The organism is Sporosarcina sp. ZBG7A, assembly GCF_000813425.1.
In the GTDB taxonomy this organism is placed as follows: Bacteria; Bacillota; Bacilli; order Bacillales_A; family Planococcaceae; genus Sporosarcina.
Map to the genome: position 1 here is coordinate 1 of NZ_JWIB01000036.1, position 22,997 is coordinate 22,997.

Here is a 22,997-nt window from a genome sequence, read left to right on the forward strand (position 1 = left end):
GTTCAGTTTTCAAGGTTCATGTTGTCTGAAGCGTTTCAGTAAGTCTCGCTCCCGACTGCTTTATTACTATACCAAGCGCGTCAACATAAGTCAACACTTTTCGTCAAATTAATTACTAGTCATTAATATACCCGAAAAACATTGTGTTAAACATCAATTATTAAATCCCCTTCTTATTTCATAAGTTCTATCATTTTAATTGTCTACATCCACAATCGAAGCAAAAAAACAGGTACTGACCTTCCATAATGGAAAGTCAGTACCTGTAGAAGTTTCGTTATTTAACAAAAACGAAATACAATATGAAGAGAACCATCAATACATACATAATAGGATGTATTTCTTTGCGGCGTCCGCTAAGTAGCATTGTAATTGGATAGAAGATGAATCCAATCGCTATTCCTGTTGCGATACTATACGTCAACGGCATTGCAATGACAGTGAAGAATGCCGGGACAGCCATTTCAAAACGTGTCCACTCAATATTGCCTAAATTAGAAACCATTAGCACACCAACAATAATTAATGCAGGCGCTGTAACTTCAGGCGTAATGACAAACAATAAAGGTGAGAAGAATAAAGCTAGTAAAAATAGAAGACCTGTTATAACAGAAGCAAATCCTGTTTTCGCCCCTGCTGCAACTCCAGCTGTCGATTCAACGTAAGAAGTTGTTGTGGATGTACCGAAAATTGCACCAGTCACTGTTGCCATGGAATCCGCCAACAATGCTCTTCCAGCACGTGGCAACTTACCTTCCTTCATTAAACCTGCTTGGGTTGCGACTGCAACGAGTGTTCCTGCAGTATCAAAGAAATCTACAAACAGAAATGTAATGATGATGACAATAAACTGTGTCGTAAACAATTCACTCGGGTTATTAAAAATTGTTTCAAATGCTGCACCAAAAGTAGGAGCGACACTCGGTACACTGGAAACTACTTTATCCGGTACCTCAATAAGATTGGTCAACATCCCTGCCACGGTAGTTATAATCATTCCATAGAAGATTGCTCCCTTAATTCCTCTAACCATCATGATCACTGTAATTACTAATCCAAAAATAGCAAGCAATACTGGACCTTGCGATAAATCTCCTAGCGTAACAAGCGTGTTTGGATCACCTACAATAATATTTGCGTTTTGAAACCCTAAAAATGTGATGAACAAACCAATTCCCGCACCTACTGCATATTTCAGTTGTGCCGGGATTGCGTTAATGATCATTTCTCGAAGTCCAGTTAATGAAAGAACAATAAAAATGAGACCTGAGAATAGCACGCCTGTTAAAGCTGTTTGCCAAGGAATACCATATCCGAGCACAACAGAAAATGCGAAAAATGCGTTAAGTCCCATACCTGGTGCTAAACCGATTGGATATCGTGCGATGAGACCCATAAATAATGATCCGACTGCTGCTGCTAATGCTGTTGCAACAAATACTGCACCTTTATCCATGCGCATTGCATCCGGAATATCAGGCACCCCGTCAAGAGACAAGACTAGCGGATTCACGGCCAATATGTACGCCATTGCAAGGAACGTTGTTAATCCCCCAATGATTTCTCTTCTATAATTGGTACCTAACTTGTCAAACTCAAAATACTTTTTCATCATCAACCGTCCTCATCTGTTTTGGATATAAAAAGAGCATGCGACAACTAAAGCCGCATGCTCTTTCAAACTCTTCAAAATGGGGATCCCTCTTGTCAGTCCTACTCAAGAAGTGTTCCATTCATCGTAGTCAAAGCATTTACGGTGCTCTGGTAGAGACTTTTGGGCCTTATTCCCAAGGATATACGACAATCAGTTATTCAGTTTTATTCCCACTCGATTGTGCCTGGTGGTTTTGCAGTAATATCGTAAACAACACGGTTGACGTGGTCAACTTCAGCTGTAATTCGTGAACTGATTTTCTCCAAAACATCCCAAGGGATTCGTGCCCAATCAGCACTCATACCATCTGAAGAATGAACGGCACGAAGTCCGATTGCGTGATCATACGAACGCTTTCCGTCTCGCACACCGACACTCTTGATGCCAGGAAGAACTGCGAAGTACTGCCAAATAGAGCGGTCAAGACCAGCTAAAGCAATTTCTTCACGGAGGATGTAATCTGCGTCACGTACAATGTTCAACTTCTCTTCTGTCACTTCGCCAAGTACTCGAACACCTAGACCTGGTCCAGGGAACGGCTGACGGTTGTAGATATCTTCAGGCAATCCAAGCTCTTTACCGACATTACGCACTTCGTCTTTGAACAATGCCTTCAACGGCTCGATCAATTCAAAGTCCATATCTTCTGGTAGTCCGCCAACGTTGTGGTGAGACTTGATGACTTCAGCAGTCGCTGTACCACTTTCAATGATATCTGCATAAATCGTACCTTGCGCAAGGAAATCAATACCTTTCAATTTCGCTGCTTCTTCATCAAATACACGAATGAACTCGTTACCGATGATCTTACGCTTTTGTTCAGGTTCTGTAACTCCGGCAAGCTTGTCCAAGAAACGCTTAGCTGCATCTACTTTGATGAAATTCATATTGAACTTTGTGCTGAACGTATCGACAACACTTTCGACTTCACCTTTACGCAACAAGCCGTGGTCTACAAAAATACAAGTCAACTGATCACCAATGGCACGATGGATAAGTGTTGCAACTACTGAAGAGTCGACACCGCCACTTAGTGCACAAAGAACATTACGATTGCCAACTTGCTCACGGATTTTTTCTACTTCTACTTCAATGAAGCGTTCCATTGACCATTCACCTGTCGGATTACATATTGAACGAAGGAACGTACGAAGAATCGCTTCTCCATTTTCAGTGCTGTCGACTTCAGGATGGAACTGAACGCCGAATAATCCTTTATCAGCATTCTCGATTGCTGCAATATGTCCATGCTCGTCTTTCACTGTTGCTGTGAAGCCTTCAGGAAGTTCTGCAATTTTTTCAGTGCCACCAATGTGCGCTGCAAATGATCCGCTGATTTCAGCAAATAATTTTGAAGTTCCTTCAGTAGTTAGTGTAGACGCCGCACCATGAGCTTCCATAGTAGCTGTCTTGCCGCCAAACTGCTCTGCAATGACTTCTAGTCCTGAGCCAAGACCGAGAACTGGAAGTCCTAATGTAAAGATTTCAGGATCGATGTCTGCGTCCATTTTCGTATCTCCACCAGACAAGACAATTCCAGCTGCATGCATGTTACGAATTTCTTCTGCTGTTACTGTGTGCGGATAAAGCTCACTGTAAACGCCTAAATCCCGTATTACGCGTGTAATAAGTTGGTTGTACTTGCTACCTAAATCTAAAACTACGATTTTCTCTTGTTCTGACATTAATGGAGCTGCTGACATAAAATCCACCTCTTCTTATTTTATTCAAGTATACCCTTAAAACAGAGAAAGACGCGTTAGAAAGTAAACTCTTTCTGCGCGTCTTCTGTTTCCATCTATATTCTATGAAATAACGAAAACAGACTACGGATTATCCGTAGCTGCCTTCGCTATCATAGACAGGTCTTTTGCGGTGACCTGGTAGAAACATCCGAACCATATTATCGGACCTATATGAGAGCATTCAAGTATTTGTATTCCTGGCATCATTCTACTTCCATTCAATTAAAAAATCAACCGGTTGTCTCAATGATTAAATCTTCCCACATTTTACGTAATTCAGTCCAATTTTGATTGTTTTCCCTTTGCCCGTATAGGCCAGTTTCATACGCCGCTGTCAACGTACTCATTTTGTCATCGCCGCGCATTCGATCCACTTCTTTTGCGTAGATTGATAACGTCATGCCAGCTGGTTTCTTAACACCGATCCTGTTCAAATGCTTCAATAATTGTTCATATTGAATAGCAAATGTTTCCCAGCCTTCAGACTTGCTCCGGCTCCTACGCACAACAAGACGAGGCAACCACTTTTTACGGGTTGCATATGATCCTATACCAACCAAGGCAATAACAACTCCAATAATGACACTAACTACAGTCCAAGAACGCAGCCATTCTGGAATAATTTGAAGCAACCAAGGTTCCTGGGCATTTTTACGTTTAGCGGCTTGTTTTTCTTGTTCTTGTTTCTTTTTGTTTTCAGGACGCTTGATTTGTTCTTGTTCTTTCAAATCATCTTCTGCAACTTCAATATCGAAGTTGACATTCGATACGCCATTAAATCCAATTGTCGGTTCAAATGGCATCCAACCAATACCAGGCATGTATGCCTCTACCCAAGAATGAGCTTGGTTGTTAGTGACCGTGTAGTACTTCTCCTCGTTATCATCCCGCTTCAACTCACCAGGCGCAAATCCTTTCACCCATCTTGCTGGGATTCCAACCGATCGAAGCATGACGACCATGGAGGAACTAAAGTTGTCACAATAGCCTCGTTTCGTTTCAAATAGGAATTGATCGACATAATCTTCATCCTTTTCAGGAACAGCAACTTTGTCTCTTGAGTAAACAAAGCCGCTTCTTGCGAAATACCTTTCAATGGCTTGTGCTTTCTGATAAACACTCGGTGCACTTGCCGTCAATTCTTCGGCCAAGTCTCTGACCCGTTCAGGGAGTTCTTCAGGCAAACTCAAATACTCATCCATTTCAATTTTCATAGAATCGAGCGAATCCATGTCTGTTTCACGGAGTTCTTTCAAACTGTATTCGGGTGGTACAAATTCCGTTCGGTATGTCATGTCTAGCGGCTCATCATAATTCAATGTCAGCTTTCCTGTTCCCTCTTCCTGCACATAAAGAAATCCTTCAGTAGTCTGCAATTCTTCAAATCCATATGGGTACGGCAAGATTGGTAAGGGCTCATACATTTCCACATCGGCACGCTCTCTAGGTGGAACTAAAACTTGTCCGCCTATTAAGTCTGAAAATCGTCCTTGTGACTCTGGATTCAGCTCTTCCGAGTCCTGAATCCACCCTTTGGATGTATACGTACTCTTCGTCTCCATTTTCCAATATTGACGCGAATCCACATATGCTTCAAAAACAAGCGAATCATCTTGTTTAAATGGCCCGCCCAATTGAGTATCATCTGGATCGTACCCCACTTTAGAAACCCCTTCTCCATTTCCACCATCTCCCAAACCGGCAGCAGATCGGATAAATGGAACTGGGTCTGGCCAAACAGGTTCTTTAATAGGAACGAGAATTGCAACGATTGCAACGAATAGTAATAACCCTACTAGTGGAGCAGTTACTTTAAGATAACTTGAGATTGGTAACTGTGTTTTCGTTTTCGCTGATAATCGTAGCGGAAACAGTAGTCCAAGCAATAACAGCCCGATTATCATTACCCGTAAAATTGCAAATGAGGCGTCAAACGATGTAAATGTATCCACCACAGAGAGGAAAATCACCGTCATTCCGAAAAACAGTAGGACGGACTTACGATATTCAATCCAAAATCGTATTAAGTAACAAAGCATCCAAAGTAAAATGAAAAATAGTCCCGTTCGAAACATATACGAGATACTCATCCACTCACCAGACCAAATAAATGAAAAGTTTTGTTGTACATCGAGCATTGTCATTTTCAGCGCTTCAGCCGACAGCCAATCCTTTTCAAGAAATACGTATTGTAGAGATAGAGTTATGTAGATTACCTTAATTGGAACACCAATCCAACCTGGAACACGTAACAAACCAAATAACAAGGCTAATCCCACAAATCCATAAAAAAGAATAATGTGCCCGGTGTCTGTAAGTTCCTCAACCGGCTTGAGCCACTCTATGGTCATGAAGAAGGCAAGAGTATACAGCAAAACCAAGAGCCACTTATCGATACGGACATCTTTCATGTTTTAGCCACCTCCTGAAACGAACATTCAAACTGTTCATCTGTTAGCATTTGAACGGTCACACCGAGCGCTCTTGCTGCCTTCACGTTCTGCTCAACAAAATCGGGCATTGGGACGGCTCCGTTTCTCACAATAAAACAAAATACTGGTTGCGCGCGAGAGGCACTAAGAACAGGACGCAAGAAAACAGGATCTGGATTTCCTGAAATAATGACAATAGCTCCAGCACCTTGTAAGGCTACTGTATAATTCGGTGGTTTTGCCATTGTCTCTTCTATCGGTTGAAGGCGAGCGAGTTGCGTGAGCGCTTTTCTAAGCTGCCCTTCTCCTGAAATTGTGCCAATTGCAGAATTCTCAGCATCTGTCGTTAAAAACGTCAAATCTGCTTTCCGAGTAGCAGCTTCTTTTAAAATGGAGGCTGTGAATTGAATTTGTTCTTCAAATGCTAGAGAGGTTCTGGCATCGAGCAACAACGTCACGTGCTCCCCTCGTTTGTTCTCAAATTCTTTCGTCATCAAGTTTTGTGTCCGAGCAAATGATTTCCAGTGAATCCAAGACATCCGATCTCCTGGTTGATAGTCCCTGACACTTGTGGCAACCGTGGTTTCTTTTATCAATGAAAATGGTGATCTTGTCGTCCCTCTATCATGATAAGAACCAATTGGTACGTAGTGTACTGACTTCGTCTCAGGAAAAATGAGAAGTACAGACTCTCCTTCGACGTCAATGGTTCCCTGTTTTTTTATCCACCCAAAAAAGTCTGTTATGCCTATTTGTACAGGAGGAAAATGATGCTCTCCTCTTTGTTTACCTTTCAATTCGTACTGAAGTACAACCTCTTTTCGAAATCCCACTATAAACAACTGGGAAGTCCCTCCTTGTATGACGGAGGCAAACCCACCACACTCTTGTTCTTTGACGGTAAGATACAACAGCGGAAATCGATTAGTTCGTTTCACTCGAATCGTCACTTTCGTCGATTCGCCAATTCCTAGTAATGGCTGTTGAATAGTACGCGTCACCGTAAACGACTTTAAGGGATACAGCACGATTGATAGCGCATACAAAGAAAAGGGCAAGATAAAGTAAAAGATCGTCCAGCTAGGCATACCGCCTTGAAACATTGCAAACGAATATGCTCCACCTATAATGATCAAAACAAAAATCGTTTGAATGATTAGTGTTGCACGTTTTCGTTTCATAGAGCGTTCGTCCTCATGATAGGCACGCGGACTTTAGCGATTACGTCGACCAGCACATTATCGATGGAATGACCACTGTACTCTGCATCCGGGTGCAAAATAATTCGATGGCTAAATGCATGAGGAAGTAAATATTGGACGTCGTCTGGGGTTACATAATTACGCCCGTTAATAAGTGCATAAGCTTGACATGCCTTCATGAGACCCAGTGATCCACGCGGACTGACCCCTAGGTACACCGTTGGATGATCACGTGTAGCGGTTGCGCAATCCACTATGTACGACTTTACCGTTACATCTACTATGACTTTTGTCGCCAACACTTGAAGTTCGAGTAAGTCATCCAATGTAATTACTGGAGCAGTGAGTTCGGCTGTCATTTGAGATTCCGAGCGCGCGAGCACTTCAATTTCCTCGTCTCTCGTTGGATATCCCATTTTCAACTTAAATAAAAAACGGTCCATTTGAGCTTCTGGAAGAGGATAGGTCCCTTCATATTCGATTGGGTTTTGCGTCGCCATCACAAAAAATGGTTGAGGAAGTTGCAACGTTTTACCATCTATTGTGATTGAGGATTCTTCCATCCCTTCCAATAGTGCTGCTTGTGTTTTAGGCGAAGTCCGGTTGATTTCATCCGCCAAAATGATATTACCCACAATTGGACCTGGTCTGAATTCAAACTCCATCCGCTGTGGATTGTAAATTGAAACACCAAGAACATCAGACGGCAACAAATCAGGTGTGAACTGGATTCTCTTGAATTCAGCTCCAATTGACGCAGCCAAAGATTTTACCATTACAGTCTTACCGACACCTGGTACGTCTTCTAGGAGGACATGTCCACCTGCCAATAATGCTGTTAAACTAAGCTCGCTTATTACACGTTTCCCCACAATCGTTCGCTCAATGTTTGCTAGGATCGCATCAATCTTCTCTTTATGTAACAATCCATTTCCCCCTTGCTCATATACTGGATAACTCTACAGTTGTTTCCATCATACCGGAATTTGTACGGTCCTTCAAACTAATTTACAAAACAAACAGAATTGAACGGCAATAAAAAAACCTCTCTATAACAGAGAGGTTTCAGACTGTAGACAAAAGGGATGGGAATCGATTTGATTTCCATCCCTTTTGTGTTTTTGCATCGTTGATTCTGAAAATGAAGGATAACAGGCCGTTGATCTCCGTTCCGGACGGGCGCTTTCCGGGGGCTTGCCCTCAGCCTCCTCGTCGCTTCACTCCTGCGGGGTCTTCGCGCTGCGCTGATCCCCAGGAGTCGCCGTCCTGCACTTCAATCAACTGAATTTCCTATGACACATTCATATCATTCAAGCAAAGAATGCAATTGGGGGCTCCATGTCCAGCTGGCAAGATTAACTAGATGTAACAGAATACTTGAGACACCGATATGAAATCAAATAACTGTATGGAAATGTAAAAAGACCGTGAACGTGTCTTTGTCGATGCCAAGGAGAAGTGTGGTATGAGATGGACAATCCTAAGATGGTTTAGTGTATTGAAAGAATGACATTTTATTGAGAACAACAGGATCTATACTGGGTCCCCTGAATAGGGAATATAAATGTGCAACCAATGGATAAATGAAGGAAAAATAAATTGCTATCTCTAATTTACAGACCAGATATGGTCTTGCGGAACTAACGGTTAGATTGTAAGCATTTCCATCTGCTCCCGTTCTTTGATTTGATTCTTCATCATCATTCCTATTACTTCATTTGATAGTTGGGAGATACTGTTGATTGTAGCGGTGAGCGGCGACTCCGGAGGGATCAGCGAAAGCTGTGACGAAGAACAGCTTTTGGGAGTAAAAGCGAAGCGTTAGGAGCACGTGTTTTCGAAGACCCTGGACTGAGCAAAGCGAGGGAGATAAGTACTGCCTTATTTTCAGAAAAGTACGCTAAAATACGGCGAATCGAACTCTTCGTTGTTCGATTGGCTGACAGCAAGCCCCTCGGAAAGCGTCCGATCGCAGCGAAAATCAACTTTCCATAGTTAAACCTATTGTAAAAGTAAAAGACTGTAGGCAACCCCCTTAGTTCTGGAGCTTGTCTACAGTCTGAAACCGCTCCATAACAGAGAGGTTTTACACTTCCTATTTCCAAAAATCATCAAAAACTGTAATTGGAAGATGCCGCTTGTGTGCGGATCGAAGGTAGTGACGTTCAATTGTTTGGCGTGCATCGTCCGGTACCGGTTTTCCTTCTAGATAGTCGTCGATTTGTGTGTATGTAACACCGAGTGCGACTTCATCAGGTAATGCCGGTTTGTCTTCCTCTAAATCTGCAGTCGGTACTTTGTTATACAAATGCTCCGGGCAGCCAAGGAATCGGAGCATTTCCTTCCCTTGTCGTTTGTTCAAACGGGCTAAAGGCGTCACGTCCGCTGCCCCATCGCCAAACTTTGTAAAGAATCCTGTGATGGCTTCTGCCGCATGGTCAGTACCAATCACTACACAATGATGGAACGCAGCCATTGAAAACTGGACTTTCATACGTTCTCTAGCTTTTTCATTGCCTTTTTCAAAATCAGACAAGGAAATCCCTGCCGCTTCAAGTGCGCGGCGGCTAGCATCGACTGCTTCTTTAATATTCACGGTATACGTACTAGTAGGTTTTATGAAGCGCAATGCATCCTGACAATCGTCTTCGTCAAATTGCGTGCCATACGGCAACCGGACTGCGACGAACTTATAGCGATCCGTACCAACTTCTGAATTCAATTCATCTACTGCCACCTGTGCGAGCTTTCCAGCAAGAGTCGAGTCTTGACCTCCGGAAATCCCAAGTACGTAGCCTTCTAAAAACGTGTTTTTCTTCAAATACGACTTTAGGAAATCCACTGAGACCCGTACTTCTTTTTGAGGATCGATTTCTGGTAACACACGTAATTCTTGAATAATTTGCTGTTGTAAGTTATTCATACCTGATCCCTCCTATTCATTTATGAAGTCGCTTACCATCTCCTGGACTTCTTGAATATTCCTCATTTTATTATCCCAACATTTCTGACTTAAATCGACAGGATACTCTTCCGGATTCAGGGATCGTTTGTATTCATCCCATAACAAATTCAAGTTGTCTTTGGCATATTGTTGAATTTCTTGAGTTGAAGGCAATTCATAAATCACTTGTCCATTGTCGATGACTTTTTCATGAAGGTCTCTGGCTTCAAAATTCGTTACAAACTTAGAGATGAATGTATGAACGGGATGGAACATTTTAATACGCTTTTCTGCATTAGGATCCTCATCATACATCGTGATGTAATCTCCCTCAGCTTTTCCATTTTCTTTATCAATAATCCGATATAACTTCTTTCGTCCAGGCGTTGTCACTTTTTCAGCATTGGATGATATCTTGATGGTATCCACCATCTCACCATTTTCGCCTTCGATCGCAACGAGCTTGTAGACAGCACCTAGCGCTGGTTGGTCATACGCGGTAATGAGTTTTGTTCCGATTCCCCAAATATCTACTTGTGCCCCTTGAGCTTTCAAGTTGAGTATCGTGTATTCATCCAAATCATTCGACACAACGATTTTCGCATCCTTAAATCCTGCCTCATCCAACATTCGTCGCGCTTCTTTTGATAAAAATGCGATGTCTCCACTGTCTAGACGAATGCCTATGAAGTTAATGGTATCTCCGAGTTCTTTCGCCACTTTAATAGCAGTCGGCACGCCAATTTTTAACGTGTTATACGTATCAACAAGGAAGACACAGTCACGATGACGTTTGGCGTATGAGTGAAACGCTTTGTATTCACTTTTGTAAGCTTGCACGAGGGAATGGGCATGCGTGCCGCTCGCCTGGATACCGAATAGCTTGCCAGCGCGCACATTACTAGTTGCTTCTACGCCTCCAATTACTGCAGCACGAGCTCCCCAAACAGCCGCATCCATTTCTTGTGCACGACGACTACCGAACTCCATCACCACTTCGTCTTTCACGACTTGCTTTATACGACTTGCCTTTGTAGCGATCAACGTTTGGTAATTGACGATATTTAAGAGTGCTGTCTCAATAAGCTGCGCCTCTGCTAAGGTTGTTTCAACTCGCAGAATTGGTTCGTTTCCAAATACGGTTTCTCCTTCTTTCATGGAATAGAGATTCCCCGTAAAACGGACGTCCTTTAAATAATCGAGAAAATCTTCTTTATAGTGCAATTCGTTTTTTAAATATGCGATATCACTATCCGTGAATTTCAGATCTCTTAAATAATTGAGTACACGCTCTAGTCCGGCAAAAATTGCATAACCGTTTCCAAACGGCAATTTTCTGAAATACAGCTCAAAAATCGCTTTTTTGTTATGGATGCCTTCAGCCCAGTACGTTTCCATCATATTGATTTGATATAAATCTGTATGTAATGCAAAGCTATCATCTGTATAGTTTGAGCTCACACTAATTCGCCTCTTCCAATAGGTTATGTAGACCACTTATAACGTTACTTACCCTTTCTCGTCTTCCTTATAACTCATTCAGTTGACCATTCGTTAAATACTTCTGGTCCAACAGCTCCTCCAATAACACGTCTTAGCAAAACAAATCCCGCCCTTTAAGGATGCCCACTGAACTATTTCCAAACTATATGTAAGTATATCAAATTCCCCAGAGAAAGAAATCATCTGGTCCCTATTGCTTTCAATAAGAAGGCATGGTACTATCAGAATAATCATTTTTCAAACAATTCAATAAACATTTCTTATCCAGAGAGACGGAGGGACTGGCCCTACGATGTCTCAGCAACCAGCCATTAAGGCCGAGGTGCTAATTCCAGGAGGTGCAGATGCATCTCGAGATGAGAGCTGACTTCATGCAGTATGCGCAGAAGGCCCTCTATTAGTCATAAGAGGGTCTTCTTTTTGTATAAAATAGCCGGTTTTCGGCACTAAAGAAAAGGCGGGAATAAGATGACAACACAAACACAAACGGATTTGTTAACTGCACTCACTACGTTAAAGGCAAAAGAATGGGTGGACCTCACTCATACATTCGGTCCAACATCTCCACACTTCTTCATGTTTGAAGATGCTGAGTTCAAAACGCTTTTTAACCACGATGACGGTTTCTTTGCACAGCAATTCAGCTTTGCAGGTCAATACGGAACCCATATCGATGCACCCATCCACTTTGTCCGGGACACTCGCTACTTAGAAGAACTCGAGTTAAAAGAGCTCGTTCTTCCATTAATCGTTGTCGACAAATCGAAAGATGCGGAAGCTGATCATGATTTTACTTGTTCGAAAAACGATTTATTAGACTTCGAAAAAGAACACGGGACGATCGAAGCAGGCTCATTCGTAGCACTCCGTACTGACTGGAGCAAACGCTGGCCGGATTCGCAAAGTTTCTGCAATAAAGATGCAGATGGAAATAACAGAATTCCAGGCTGGGGATTGGATGCGTTGAAATTCCTTTTTGAGGACCGGGGAGTAAAAGCCGTTGGACACGAAACATTTGACACCGATTCTGCTGCAGACTTCCGAAAAAATGGAGCGCTCCATGGAGAATACTACGTACTTGAACAAGATACGTACCAAGTCGAACTCTTGACGAATTTAGACAAACTCCCTACAAAAGGGGCTATCATCTTTAATATCGTTCCAAAACCAGAAAAAGCATCCGGATTCCCTGTGCGCTCTTTCGCAATTCTCCCCTAACAAAAAACAAGCATTCTGCAGTTTTACACAGAATGCTTGTTTTTATTATGCTTTTTTCGATGCATGCATTTCTGTCATGCGCTCGTAGAAGTCCACAAAGTTGTCAACTACAGAATCCAAGAAGGCAACTGTCGATTCGTCAGTTAACTCATCTTGATCATTCAACTTCTGATGAATAGACCCAATGTACACTTCATTGTTTGGCAAAATCAGTGGAGAAAGACCCGGGTTGGATAAAATCTCGCGTAAATGGATTTGCGCTCGCACACTACCGAACACGCCCATTGATGAACCTACGATGAATGCAGGCTTATCACGTAATGTCGCTTCTCCTCCACGGGATAACCAGTCTAACGCATTTTTCATAGCGCCAGGGATAGAGAAGTTATATTCAGGAACTGCGAATAACACAGCATCCGAATCTTTTACATTCTCTTTAAATGCACGAACATTTGTAGGCGGTTCACTTTCATGATCGACCGAAAACATTTCCACGTCATTAATCGAAACTAACGTAATGTCCAAACGATCAGCATAACGTTTTTTCATGAAGTTCACCAATCTTTTATTGTAGGAAGTCGAGCTTGTACTTCCGATAATGGCTTTTACTCGTATTGTCATCTTAAGTAACTCCTTCTGATAATGAATTTCAATTACCATGTAAGGATAGCATATACTCATTTAACTCTTAACTTTTTTGCTCATAACACTTGGACCATACAAAAACTGTCCCTTTCAGACTCTTATGAGCTTAAAGGGACAGTTAAAATTTGTTATACTACAACTTAAATCGACGAACCGTCTCCTGCAAACCTTGTGCCATTTCGGCCAATGTTTCTGAAGCAGCTGCGATTTCTTCCATGGAAGCAGTTTGCTGTTCGGCTGTCGCTGCAATATTCTCCGTATGATTTGCTGAATCCATCGCAATGGTAGCAGTCTGTTCAATGACTGCTGCAATACGTCCAGACTCCATCCGGTTTCTCTCGGTACTATTCGTTACATCTTCAATTTGAGCAGAAATGCTAGTAATCGCTTCGGAAATTTGTTGGAAGGTCTGGCCTGTCTCTTGAACAAGATTCGCTCCTTCTTTCACTGCTTGATTTCCTTTTCCAATAGCTGTGACGGAATACCCGATGTCTTCCTGAATCGCCGCAATGAGTGTACCTACTTGAGTAGCGGCGTTTGAGGATTGCTCTGCAAGTTTTCGAACCTCATCAGCAACTACTGCAAATCCTCTTCCGTTCTCTCCGGCACGTGCAGCTTCAATTGCTGCATTTAGAGCAAGTAGATTCGTTTGTTCTGCAACATCCGTAATCATTCCGGCAATTTTTCCGATCTCTGCAGATTTACTACCAAGCTGGTTGACATAATTGAAAGCAGAATCTGTTTCATGCTGAATGGATTCCATATGATTCACGACACGTGTCACTGATCCGGATCCTTCATGGGCAAGTTGAACAGTGGATTGCACCGTCTTCCCTGCTTGCTCCATCTCTTTTGTGACATGCTCCATGTCTGAAGACAAGGTAGCGGCTGCTTGATTGGCTGTTTCAGTTTGTTCCAGTTGTCCGTCAACCCCGCTTGCTAACTCCTGGATAGCCTCTGAAACGTGTTCAACTGAACGACTCGTTTCCTCGCTGCTCGCGGACAACTCCTCTGAAGTCGCTGCCACTTGCATAGATGCATTCGAGACTTGTTCAATCATATCCTTAAGATTGTTCGACATCCGATTTACATACAATGCGAGTTCTCCAATCTCATCACGATTTCGGACCTGCCCAACTTCTCCTGACAAATCACCGTCCGCCACTTGAGCAACATGATCTGTAATCCGTATAAGCGGTTTCGATAAATGACCTGAGAACCAAATGATGACAACAGCTCCCGCAAGAAGGGAAATTCCAAGAACCACTCCCAGAACCATTAACAAAGTTTTGGATTCACTATTGAAATCCATTAAATAGGACCCTGCGACAACGTTCCATCCCCATTGTTGGAACACTTGAGTATAGACAATTTTAGGTGCAACGGTATCTGTTCCTGGCACCGCGAAATCGAAAGTTAGAAACCCTCCGCCATTTTGTGCGGTTTTAATTGTTTCCATTGTAGTCAGCATACCGTCTTTTGTCTTCGAGCCACTTAAGTCTTCTCCCTCTTTAACAGGGTGTGCAAGAGCGACTCCATCATCTCCCAAGACAAAGAAATAACCATGTTCGCCCATATCCACTTCTGATTCGATTGCACGTGTTCCATCTTCCTGAAGCGGACCGATCAGTTTGTCTTTAGCAATATCTTGAGCTTCTTTAAGCGATAAATTGCCTTTATCAACTTGTTCTTGTAACGATTCTAGTACATCGATCGCTAGCATTACATCATTTTTCAATCCTTGTGAGCCAATATCATTCAAACTGTTTTTGGCTAATGTGTAGCCACTTAACCCGATAACCAAACTTGGAATTACTAGTAAAATTGCAGAAATCAATATAAGTTTTGTACGGATTCTCATTTTCATGTTGATCCCCTCCATAGTTGATATCGGTTAAGATTGGCTGTTTGTGACTAAATTAATGTTTTTGCAACACTAAAATATATAGTACTAAAGGGTAAGTCACTCACTTCCTGATGTTTCCTGGATTTGTGAATTCAAAAAATTTGTTGCAAGTTATTCTGACCACTTTAATTATTAGATATCTGACCATTTTAAAGCGGTCAATTCCCTGTATACTGAACATATCAAAAGGAGGAATAATTATGAATCTTTCATACGGTGGCGTCATCATGGATGTGATTAACGCTGAGCAAGCGAAAGTGGCAGAAGCTGCGGGGGCAGTGGCAATTATGGCATTGGAACGAGTCCCTTCGGATATCCGTGCAGAGGATGGCGTAGCAAGAATGGCAGATCCACGGATTGTCGAAGAAGTTCAACGAGCGGTTTCGATTCCAGTCATGGCGAAGGCACGCATTGGACATATTTCCGAGGCGCGGGTATTGGAATCACTTAATGTGGACTGCATCGATGAGAGCGAAGTGCTAACACCAGCTGATGAAGAGTTCCATCTGTTAAAAAGTGAATTCCGGGTACCCTTCGTTTGCGGTGCGCGCAACTTAGGGGAAGCTGCTCGCCGTTTAGGCGAGGGGGCAAAGATGCTTCGTACGAAGGGTGAGCCAGGTACAGGTAATATCGTAGAAGCTGTGCGCCATCTTAGAATGATCAATGCTCAAGTTACAAAAGTTGTGCATATGAACAATGAAGAACTCATGACAGAAGCACGCGACCTTGGTGCTCCTTATGAACTGCTACACGCCATTAAAAAAGCAGGAAGGCTACCTGTCCTTAACTACTCAGCAGGTGGCGTAGCAACACCCGCAGATGCAGCATTAATGATGGAATTAGGAGCTGATGGTGTATTCGTTGGGTCAGGCATTTTCAAGTCAGACAATCCTGAGGCATTCGCTCGCGCAATCGTACAAGCAACAGCAGACTATAAAAATTATGACTTGATTGCAAAGCTTTCGACGGGACTCGGTACGCCAATGAAAGGCTTGGAAATTTCAAAACTTGCCACTCACGAACTAATGGCAGCTCGGAGTTTGTAAGACTTTATATAGGTACACGCCCTATATCCAGTACGCATTTTTTAGTGGAATAATCCATTAAACAGCAGAATAGATGTCCTGGTAAACTCTCCAAAATCATTTCATGTTAAAAACCCCATCGAATCCGATTGCCGGAGTCGATGGGGTTTTATCAATTTAATAAGCGCGTGCAAACCAAACAGTATGCTTCGCTTCTTTACCACAGTTAATGCACGTATGCTTTTCAACTGGTGGATTGAATGGAATGTTACGTGTCGTGAACTTTGTTTCTTCTTTCACATGCTCTTCACACGCATCATCTCCACACCATCCTGCAAGAATCCAACCAGGGATTTCATTGTTTTCTTGTGAAGTTGCGATATGAGTTGTGAGCTCTTCCAAGGTTTCAATGTTCGTATGAGAGTTCTCATCACGGAACGTCCGAGCCTTTTCCAACAAGCGGCTTTGCATTGTTGTCAGTTGGTTTTCGATTTCTGATACCAAACCTTCTAATGCAAATGCGTCCTTACCTTCTACATCACGCATTTTCAACATAGCTTGTGCGTTCTCCAAATCACGTGGTCCAAGTTCAACGCGAACTGGCACGCCTTTTAGTTCCCACTCGTTAAATTTATAACCTGGAGACTGATCCGAATCATCCAACCGTACGCGAATTCCTTTTGATTTCAACTCGGCATAGATTTCATCAAGTTTTTCCATAATCGCAGGATTCTTTTTCCAAGGACCTACTGGGATTAGCACAACTTGTGTTGGTGCAACGCGTGGTGGCAACACAAGACCTTGCTCATCGCCGTGCACCATAATGACAGACCCGATCAGGCGAGTTGACGTCCCCCATGAAGTTGTATGAACGAATTCATGCTTATTTTCTTTTGTCAGGTATTTAATATCAAATGCTTCTGCGAACTTTGAACCAAGATAATGGGATGTTCCTGCTTGAACTGCTTTTCCATCCTTCATCATCGCTTCGATTGAAAACGTATCTACCGCTCCTGCAAAACGCTCAGAAGGAGTTTTTTGTCCATCGTATACTGGGATTGCTAGAAGCTCTTCAACGACTTCTTTGTAAATGTTCAACATTTGCATCGTTTCATGACGTGCTTCTTCTTCATTAGCATGAGCCGTGTGGCCTTCTTGCCATAGGAATTCAGATGTACGGATGAACGGCAATGTTTTCTTTTCCCAACGGAACACGTTCGCCCATTGGTTGATAAGGACTGGAAGATCACGATAGCTCTTGATCCAGTCGGAATATAGGTGACCAATCATCGTTTCTGATGTTGGACGAAGTGCAAGTTTTTCTTCAAGTGGCTCTCCAGCAGCTTCTGTTACCCATGGCAATTCAGGAGCGAATCCTTCGATATGATCCTTTTCTTTTTGGAAGAAGGATTCAGGAATTAACATCGGGAAATACGCATTGCGGTGCCCTGTTTCTTTGAATCGACGGTTCATCTCATCCTGTATGTGCTCCCAAATTTCAAAGCCATCCGGTTTGAACGCGATACACCCACGTACTGGTGTATAATCCATCAAATCCGCTTTTTGAATCGTATCAATATACCACTTCGAAAAATCATTCTGTTGCGTGTTTGACATGTCAATTCCTCCTGTTCAATGATTGGTTGTGAAGTCTTTGTCCACAAAAAAACACAAAGACATCCTTGTAAAAGGACGTCTTTGTGTTTAGGACGCGGTACCACCTTAGTTCGACTAATAAGCAAAAATCACAAATTAGTCCTCTATCGTTTCGTAACGGGACGAACCGGTCGTGTTTACACGACATCTCGGTGGTAGGGTTCGAACAAGAAGAGGTGATAGAGCTTTCAGCAACGCGCTCTATTTTCTGTTTCACAATTCTTATCTACTTAGCCACTTCATCGATCATTATTTCCTATACTATACCAAACAATCGTTTCCTAAACAATGGTGAAAAGCTTTCCGTCCCCCACCAAAGGAAAAACAGCTACTCACCTAAATCGCCTTAAACAAAAACGGTTCCCCCATATAGTTGGTGGGTTCACAAAATTGTATCCATTCTCCTAGTGAAAAGAGTGATCGTTTTCGAGTTTCATTACGTATGCTTACTAAGAGCCGGAGTCCTAGAATACAGGTCCTACGACTTATGGTATTCTATGAGAAAAGCTTTTATAAAGGAGACTCGGATGAAACATACAGACGACGGAACCTTATACGCTCTAGCCGCCGCCAAGGATCGATCAGCATTTGAACTCCTTTACGATCGATACGAGAAACTAATTTACTCCTTTGCTTACCGATTGACCCAAGATCGTGAAATTGCAGAGGAAGTTGTGCAAGATGTATTCGTTAAATTATGGAATGGTACGACTACCTATAAAGAGGATAAAGGCTCCTTTTCATCATGGTTGTTAACCGTCACTCGGAACAAAGCAATCGACGAAATCCGACGTTTAAAACGACATGATCACGAACCTATAATTGAAAAGGATTCCCTCATTGAACAACCTGGAAGCGTAGAAAATACAGTTGAATGGGGCGAACAGAGGGAGGCTATACGGAATGCCGTTCTTGAACTCAAACAGGATCAGCAAGAAATTATCGAACTCTTTTACTTCAAAGGGCTTAGTCAACAAAAAATCGCAAATCAGTGTGAGCTACCACTCGGGACTGTAAAAGGTCGAATTCGATTAGCACTTAAACATTTAAAAGGGTTCATCGCCCATGAAGGAGGATTCTCGAATGACTGAACAATGTGTGCATCTACTTGATTATTTCAATCGTTCTTTGACTGAGGAGGAAGCACTTGCCTTCGAACAGCATCTCGAAGAATGCCCTTCCTGCAGCGCTGAACTTGAGGAACTCAATTTGTTAACCGAAGACCTTCCCTACTTGGCGGAAGAAATTGAAGTTCCATCTGATTTAAAAGCAAAAGTTTTCACAGCAATTGAGGAGCAACCTTCTTCAGTTAATAATAATAGTAAACCGTTCAGCAACAATGTAGAAGAATTCTCTCAACAAAAAAAAGAAGTACAACCCGGAAAACGAAAAAGTAAACTGGTCCCTGTACTCGCAGCTGCACTCTTCGCTTCATTAATTACAAATGCTTATCTAGCTACCTTGGATGATTCTGCACCAACGGAAGTCGCAGAAAGTAATCTCCAACTAATCGGTAAGGCCATGTTGGACCCACAACCCGGAGCAGATAATGCGTCAGCCGTTGCAATGATGATTAAAGATAATAATAAAACCGTGTTGTTGGTCGATGCCAGTAACTTGCCGGAGTTGAAAGACAACGAATTGTACCAAGTTTGGGTAATTGATAAGGATACGCCTCAACCTGCGGGCTCTTTTAAGCCGACAGATAACGGAAACGGATCCGTTACACATATGATGGATCAGCTAGAAGGAGATTGGGACACTGTTGCAATTACGATTGAAACCGAGCCTGACCTCCCTTCTCCCAAAGGAGCTATTGTTCTCGCTGGCAATATTTAAACAACTAGAAACTAAGTAGGACCGCCGATTGTGGCGGTTCTTTTTTGTTGGATTATAAACTTCCGAAAGTTTTTCCGACAAAAAGTGATCCATTCTATTTTTCTCTCCGTTAGCTTATTACAAAACCGAAAAGGAGAGATTCATGATGAACTACAAAAAACTCGCAGCAATTCCACTGAGCGTATCACTTTTATTTCCAATGGGGGCAATCGCGAACGCAGCCGATCACTCAGGTCATGAAACAACCTCAATGGCAGTTTCCAACCCAGCTACAGATTTGAGAGCGACTCTGGATTCCATCCTTTCCGAGCACGCATACTTAGCAATCATTACAATGCAAAAAGGAATTGACGGTTCAAAAGACTTTGACGCAGCTGCAGCACAATTAGGAGAAAATACGGACGAATTATCCGCAGCAATTGGTTCCGTATATGGTGATGAAGCCGGCATGCAATTCAAAGAAATTTGGAGTAGCCACATCGGATTCTTCGTCGACTATGTGAAAGCTACTGCAGCAAATGATGAAGAAGGTAGGAAAGCCGCAGTAAAATCCTTGGACGGATATCGTGTACAAAATGCAGAGTTCCTTTCTAAAGCAACTGAAAACCGACTAAAAGCAAGCGATCTGGAAGAGGGTCTGAAAATGCACGTTGATCAGCTCATCTGGGCTTTTGATAACTACAATGCAGGAGAGTATGAGAAAACCTATGAAGGCATCACTGAATCAATGATGCACATGTTTGAACCAGGAAAAGGCATCTCTTGGGCAATTACAGATCAGTTTCCTGAGAAATTCGATAACCAATCAGTCGATACACCCGCTGCTGACTTACGCGAACAGTTGAATAACCAATTCTCCACACACGCAGCACTCGCAGTTCTAGCGATGCAAAAAGGAATTGACGGAGCCAAGGACTTTGATGTCTCTGCTGCTGAATTGAATGGCAATACGGAAGACCTGACGAAATCGATTGAGTCTGTTTACGGGGCAGAGGGTGCGAAACAGTTCAATGAAATTTGGAGCAGTCACATTGGCTACTTCGTAGATTATGTAAAAGCCACTGCCGCAAATGATGAAGAAGGAAGAAAAGCAGCAATGGTCAACTTGGATGATTATCGTGCAAAACAAGCAGCTATGTTAGAATCAGCAACCGAAGGTCGTTTGAAAGCTGCTGACCTCGAAGAAGGCTTGAAAGTACACGTGGATCAGCTACTCGCTGCATTCAACAAGTACAATGATGGCGATTACGATGGAGCATATGATGACATTCACGAAGCATACAGTCACATGTTTGGTGTCGGTACAATGATGGCAGGAGCTATTGTTGACCAGTATCCCGACAAGTTTTCAGGTTCCATGCCTGCAGATATGCCTAAAACTGGACTTGGTGGTATGAGCCAAGAGTCCAATGATTCAACGGTTATGTGGATTTTGACTAGTTTGATACTTGCAATGGCTGCTGGAGCAGTTGTTATTCGCAAGACACGTTCAGACAACAACTAATTAGAAGGGGGGTGACTCCCCTTCTTTTTCTTTACAATAGAATTCATGGAGGTGTTCAATATGAAATTTCCTAAATTACTTACTGCAAGCCTTCTCGCGTTTGCGCTAGCAGGGTGTAGTAGTTCACAAAATTCTTCAACACAACCGGAAGCGGCACCGGAACCACATTCCTCCCCACAAATGAAAAAAGAAGCTTCTGTAGAGAAACCTTCATCAGAAGGACTTCTACTGGAATCAGAACAAAAAGGCATTATCCCTGTTACACTCGAAATCCCTGCAATCGGGGTGAAATCCGATATTGAAAATGTCGGAGAGTTAGAAAACGGTCAGATGGGAGTTCCTGAAGGTGTGGATAATGTTGGTTGGTTCGAACCAGGCACATTACCAGGAAATAGTGGGAGCTCAGTAATGGCGGGACATATCGACTCCCTTACTGGCCCTGCCGTTTTTTATAAACTCGACAAATTAAAAAAAGGTGATGAAGTAGTCGTTCGAGATGCAGATGGGAAATCATTAACGTTCATTGTTACAAAAACTGAAAAGTATCCCCGCAAAAATGCACCTATCGAAGAGATTTTCGGTTTCTCCTATGGTAGCCGTTTAAACCTAATTACATGTACAGGAGAATTTAACAGAAAAGCAAAAACGCATGAAGAACGTTTAGTCGTCTATACAGAACTTGAAGTTCAAGACGAGCAAGGTTGACTTCACTGAGTACGGGTATACTGCTAAAAAAGGAGTGAGATCTATGAACTCGTCACAACAGAACAAGGCAATTTCTCCTATTGAAGCCGTTGATGTGATTGAACAAGTTGCTGGGACCCACAAGGGATATCGAAGGGCCCACGCAAAAGGCATTGGATTCGATGCTATATTCACACCAAATGACAACGCGAAACCTTTTTCTCAAGCGTCATTTTTACAAGGAGAGGCTCAAAACGTCATCGTTCGTTTTTCTCATAGTTCTCCAATACCCGATACTTCCGAGCAATTGATCCCTATCAAAGGCATGGCGGTACAGTTTCCAATGCCCTCCGGTAAGCCGATCTCGCTCGTTATGGCCAATGCACCGGTGTTTCCAACTAAAACGCCAGAAGCATTTGTACGCCTTATTCAAGCAGTTGGTGGAAAGAATCTATCGTTAAAAGAAAAACTCGCCACACTTAGTAATGACACGGAATTCAAAACTATTCCTGCATTACTGAAGCAACTGAAGACTCCTGCGAGCTTTGCAACCACTCGCTTCTGGGCACTCCATGCCTATATTCTTGATACAGCTTCAGGTGAACATCAGGCTGTACGCTTTTCTTTCGTACCTGTAGCTAAGGAAGATAAGCTTCCCTTCACTACAAAAGATATGGAGTTGGAGTTACTGGAACGTATGGTGGTTTCCCCTGTAAGTTTCAGACTGATGATGACTCTTGCAGCACCAGAAGACCCTATAGATGACCCTTCCATTTCATGGCCAAACGATCGCCTTGTAATCGATGTTGGCAATTTAGTACTTACTGAAAAACGGATAGACCTTGCAGAGAAGCATTTATTCGACCCTACAAACGAAACTCTTGGATTCAGTTGCTCAGACGACCCAGTGCTCCATTACAGATCTAAAGTGTATGAAGAATCCTACCGCAGACGTTCATCTGAAATTTAGGAACCCTTCGACCAGACATCTATTAGCCTACAATTCCTCTCGTGCTTATTAGGTTTTGACATAGTTTAAT

17 protein-coding genes, 1 pseudogene, 3 riboswitches and 1 other annotated feature are annotated in these 22,997 nt (G+C 42.7%); of the genes and pseudogenes, 7 read left to right on the forward strand and 11 right to left on the reverse strand.

Annotated features, from left to right (window positions below; all coding sequences use genetic code 11):
* Window positions 1-277 precede the first annotated feature (277 nt).
* The 8 genes and pseudogenes from RL70_RS13215 to RL70_RS13245 form a co-directional block, all read right to left on the reverse strand.
* Window positions 278-1,612 carry an NCS2 family permease gene (locus RL70_RS13215; protein ID WP_156137980.1) on the reverse strand — a complete coding sequence of 445 codons (1,335 nt, stop codon included), beginning with the start codon at window positions 1,610-1,612 and terminating at the stop codon, window positions 278-280.
* Window positions 1,613-1,719: 107 nt separating this feature from the next.
* Window positions 1,720-1,821, reverse strand: a riboswitch (purine riboswitch).
* Window positions 1,819-3,357 carry a glutamine-hydrolyzing GMP synthase gene (gene guaA / locus RL70_RS13220; protein WP_039043875.1) on the reverse strand — a complete coding sequence of 513 codons (1,539 nt, stop codon included), beginning with the start codon at window positions 3,355-3,357 and terminating at the stop codon, window positions 1,819-1,821. It overlaps the preceding riboswitch by 3 nt.
* Window positions 3,358-3,492: 135 nt before the next feature.
* Window positions 3,493-3,594: riboswitch (purine riboswitch) on the reverse strand.
* Between the two features lie 35 nt (window positions 3,595-3,629).
* Entirely contained in the window at window positions 3,630-5,810 is a 2,181-nt protein-coding gene (locus RL70_RS13225) for a transglutaminase domain-containing protein (RefSeq protein WP_039043876.1), read from the reverse strand.
* Entirely contained in the window at window positions 5,807-7,012 is a 1,206-nt protein-coding gene (locus RL70_RS13230) for a DUF58 domain-containing protein (RefSeq protein ID WP_052245967.1), read from the reverse strand. Before RL70_RS13230 ends, RL70_RS13225 begins: the two co-directional genes overlap by 4 nt.
* Window positions 7,009-7,959: a MoxR family ATPase gene (locus RL70_RS13235; RefSeq protein WP_039043877.1), complete on the reverse strand. Its 951-nt coding sequence runs from the start codon at window positions 7,957-7,959 to the stop codon at window positions 7,009-7,011. Before RL70_RS13235 ends, RL70_RS13230 begins: the two co-directional genes overlap by 4 nt.
* A 569-nt stretch (window positions 7,960-8,528) precedes the next feature.
* A pseudogene (locus tag RL70_RS17605) lies at window positions 8,529-8,737 on the reverse strand (IS5/IS1182 family transposase); the annotation flags it as partial.
* Window positions 8,738-9,128: 391 nt separating this feature from the next.
* Window positions 9,129-9,956: an ammonia-dependent NAD(+) synthetase gene (gene nadE, locus RL70_RS13240; protein ID WP_039043878.1), complete on the reverse strand. Its 828-nt coding sequence runs from the start codon at window positions 9,954-9,956 to the stop codon at window positions 9,129-9,131.
* Window positions 9,957-9,968: 12 nt separating this feature from the next.
* Entirely contained in the window at window positions 9,969-11,438 is a 1,470-nt protein-coding gene (locus RL70_RS13245; RefSeq protein ID WP_039043879.1) for a nicotinate phosphoribosyltransferase, read from the reverse strand.
* A 299-nt stretch (window positions 11,439-11,737) separates the two neighbouring features.
* Window positions 11,738-11,843, forward strand: a riboswitch (SAM riboswitch).
* A 105-nt stretch (window positions 11,844-11,948) separates the two neighbouring features.
* Between RL70_RS13245 and RL70_RS13250 the strand changes: the two genes are divergently transcribed.
* Window positions 11,949-12,698 carry a cyclase family protein gene (locus tag RL70_RS13250; protein ID WP_039043880.1) on the forward strand — a complete coding sequence of 250 codons (750 nt, stop codon included), beginning with the start codon at window positions 11,949-11,951 and terminating at the stop codon, window positions 12,696-12,698.
* A 45-nt stretch (window positions 12,699-12,743) separates the two neighbouring features.
* Here the strand turns inward: RL70_RS13250 and RL70_RS13255 are convergent, their stop codons facing one another.
* Window positions 12,744-13,319 carry an NADPH-dependent FMN reductase gene (locus RL70_RS13255; RefSeq protein WP_052245968.1) on the reverse strand — a complete coding sequence of 192 codons (576 nt, stop codon included), beginning with the start codon at window positions 13,317-13,319 and terminating at the stop codon, window positions 12,744-12,746.
* Window positions 13,320-13,476: 157 nt separating this feature from the next.
* On the reverse strand, window positions 13,477-15,210 hold the full coding sequence (locus RL70_RS13260; RefSeq protein WP_197054126.1) for a methyl-accepting chemotaxis protein: 1,734 nt from the start codon (window positions 15,208-15,210) through the stop codon (window positions 13,477-13,479).
* Window positions 15,211-15,449: 239 nt separating this feature from the next.
* On the opposite strand from RL70_RS13260, the gene pdxS reads away from it, so the two are divergent.
* Window positions 15,450-16,295, forward strand: coding sequence for a pyridoxal 5'-phosphate synthase lyase subunit PdxS (gene pdxS / locus RL70_RS13265; protein ID WP_052245969.1), 846 nt, complete (start codon window positions 15,450-15,452; stop codon window positions 16,293-16,295).
* 156 nt (window positions 16,296-16,451) lie between these two features.
* Here the strand turns inward: pdxS and proS are convergent, their stop codons facing one another.
* Window positions 16,452-17,891 carry a proline--tRNA ligase gene (gene proS, locus RL70_RS13270; RefSeq protein ID WP_039043882.1) on the reverse strand — a complete coding sequence of 480 codons (1,440 nt, stop codon included), beginning with the start codon at window positions 17,889-17,891 and terminating at the stop codon, window positions 16,452-16,454.
* Between the two features lie 68 nt (window positions 17,892-17,959).
* Window positions 17,960-18,182: a binding site (T-box leader), on the reverse strand.
* A 275-nt stretch (window positions 18,183-18,457) separates the two neighbouring features.
* On the opposite strand from proS, the gene RL70_RS13275 reads away from it, so the two are divergent.
* The 5 genes from RL70_RS13275 (at window position 18,458) to RL70_RS13295 (ending at window position 22,927) form a co-directional block, all read left to right on the forward strand.
* On the forward strand, window positions 18,458-19,021 hold the full coding sequence (locus RL70_RS13275) for an RNA polymerase sigma factor (protein ID WP_039043883.1): 564 nt from the start codon (window positions 18,458-18,460) through the stop codon (window positions 19,019-19,021).
* Entirely contained in the window at window positions 19,014-19,769 is a 756-nt protein-coding gene (locus tag RL70_RS13280) for an anti-sigma factor (protein WP_039043884.1), read from the forward strand. The genes RL70_RS13275 and RL70_RS13280 overlap by 8 nt, the downstream gene beginning before the upstream one ends.
* A gap of 142 nt (window positions 19,770-19,911) precedes the next feature.
* Window positions 19,912-21,273 carry a hypothetical protein gene (locus RL70_RS13285; protein ID WP_039043885.1) on the forward strand — a complete coding sequence of 454 codons (1,362 nt, stop codon included), beginning with the start codon at window positions 19,912-19,914 and terminating at the stop codon, window positions 21,271-21,273.
* A 60-nt stretch (window positions 21,274-21,333) separates the two neighbouring features.
* Window positions 21,334-21,978: a class F sortase gene (locus RL70_RS13290; protein WP_039043886.1), complete on the forward strand. Its 645-nt coding sequence runs from the start codon at window positions 21,334-21,336 to the stop codon at window positions 21,976-21,978.
* Window positions 21,979-22,021: 43 nt separating this feature from the next.
* Entirely contained in the window at window positions 22,022-22,927 is a 906-nt protein-coding gene (locus RL70_RS13295; RefSeq protein WP_052245970.1) for a catalase, read from the forward strand.
* The last annotated feature ends 70 nt before the right edge of the window (window positions 22,928-22,997 follow it).